2 protein-coding genes are annotated in these 2,017 nt (G+C 35.1%); both read left to right on the top strand.

What is annotated here, in order from left to right:
• Nucleotides 1-106: 106 nt before the first annotated feature.
• Nucleotides 107-1,354: a serine hydroxymethyltransferase gene (locus AC30RD_RS06450; protein ID WP_489493558.1), complete on the top strand. Its 1,248-nt coding sequence runs from the start codon at nucleotides 107-109 to the stop codon at nucleotides 1,352-1,354.
• A 143-nt stretch (nucleotides 1,355-1,497) separates the two neighbouring features.
• Nucleotides 1,498-1,971: a hypothetical protein gene (locus AC30RD_RS06445; protein WP_489493556.1), complete on the top strand. Its 474-nt coding sequence runs from the start codon at nucleotides 1,498-1,500 to the stop codon at nucleotides 1,969-1,971.
• Nucleotides 1,972-2,017 lie beyond the last annotated feature (46 nt).

Here is a 2,017-nt window from a genome sequence, read left to right as displayed (position 1 = left end):
CAAAAATTGCATCCAACTTGAGCGAAATTTAGTAATTTTTCAGAACACTCAATTCCCATTTACCAATTCCAAACCCCAAATTACCAATAAAACAGAAAGGAAAAATATGAGTTTTCTAAAAGATTTCGATCCGGATGTTTATCAAATAATAGAAAACGAGTTAAAAAGGCAGACAGATCATCTTGAAATGATTGCAAGTGAAAACTTTACTAGCCCTGCTGTAATGGAAGCGATGGGTAGCGTTTTTACCAACAAATATGCCGAAGGATATCCAGGTAAAAGATATTATGGTGGATGTGAAAACGCCGACGCAATTGAAAATCTTGCGATTGAGAGGGCAAAAAAGCTGTTTAACTGCAAATTTGTAAATGTTCAGCCCCATTCCGGAAGTCAAGCAAATCAAGCCGTTTATATGGCTCTTTTGAAACCCTATGATAAAATTTTGGGTATGAGTTTAAGCCACGGAGGCCATTTAACCCATGGAGCAAAAGTAAACGCCAGCGGTAAACTTTATCATAGTTTTTTTTATGGAGTAAATGAGGATGGATGGATAGATTATGATAGAGTTAGAGATATAGCAAAAATCGTTCAACCAAAGATTATTGTTTGCGGCGCAAGCGCATATCCAAGAGAGATAGATTTTAAAAAGTTTAGAGAAATAGCTGATGAAGTTGGAGCGATTCTTTTTGCAGATATTGCCCATATCGCAGGTCTTGTAGCCGCAGGCGAGCATCCTAGTCCTTTTCCTTATTGTGATGTGGTAACCTCAACAACACACAAAACCCTTAGAGGCCCAAGAGGCGGGATTATTATGACAAACGATGAGGATATTGCAAAAAAGATAAATAGTGCTATCTTCCCAGGGATTCAAGGAGGTCCTTTAGTTCATGTTATAGCGGCAAAAGCGGTAGGTTTTGGAGAAAATTTAAAACCCCAATGGAAAACTTACGCACAACAGGTAAAGAAAAACGCCTCTGTTTTAGCGGAAGTCTTGATAGATAGGGGCTATAACGTAGTTAGCGGAGGAACGGACAATCATCTAATACTCGTTAGCTTTTTGGACAAAGATTTTAGTGGAAAAGATGCGGATGAAGCGTTAGGAAGAGCAGGTATCACCGTAAATAAAAACACTGTTCCTGGCGAAACCAGAAGTCCTTTTGTAACAAGCGGTATAAGGATAGGAAGTCCAGCTCTTACAAGCAGAGGGATGAAAGAGGAGGAGTTTAGGCTAATAGCCACAAAAATAGCAGATATTTTAGACAATATTGAAAATATCCAACTTCAAGAAAAAATAAAAGAGGAATTAACGCAACTAGCTAGAAAATTTGTAATCTATCATCAACCTACATATTAAGTTATAAAAAGGGTGAAATTATAAATTCACCCTTTTAAAATATATCTACTCAAGCACTTCTAAGACATTTTTGCCACATTTTTTAACCTTTCATTTAGTAAAATAAATTTATAATATTATGACACTTTAAAAAAGGGTTTAAAATGGATATTTTTGACACAAATGAGCCAAAAAAAGAGTCAAAAGAGGAAAAAGAGTTACATAATGAACTTGAAGATATTATTTTAAATAAAAAAGATAAATCTTTAGATATCAAAAAAATCGCACTAATTGGCGGTAGCGTTATATTGTTGCTACTTATAGTTATATCAATAGTCAAAATCTTTTCTCAAAAACCTCAACCTCAAACGGAAGATTTTTTCGCTTCTGCTCCGACTGAAGAAAAAAGCGTAGAAGAAAAAAGTTTTGAACAGGTTCCTATAATAAAAGAGGAAACAAAAGAGCCTGAAGAAGAAAAATTTGAAAAACTTGTTCAAGAGGTTATAAAGGAAAAAGAGCCTCAAGAAGTAAAAAAAGAGCCAAAAGAAGCTACTAAAAAAGAACCTATAAAAGAGGTAAAAAAAGAGATCCCTCAAAAAAGCGTAACTACTCCAAAAGCGGAGAAAAAAAGATTGTAAGCGGGGATTATTATGTTCAAGTTGGAGCTTTTTATAGATTGGCTCC

This window comes from Nitrosophilus sp. (assembly GCF_982775275.1).
The sequence above is the reverse complement of the archived record's forward strand: the minus strand, read 5'-3'. Positions and strand labels throughout refer to the sequence as shown.

What these genes read in the sequence shown, in the direction of transcription:
- AC30RD_RS06445 (WP_489493556.1), top strand. Translation starts at nt 1,498, where the DNA reads ATGGATATTTTTGACACAAATGAGCCAAAAAAAGAGTCAAAAGAGGAA.
- AC30RD_RS06450 (WP_489493558.1), top strand. Translation starts at nt 107, where the DNA reads ATGAGTTTTCTAAAAGATTTCGATCCGGATGTTTATCAAATAATAGAA.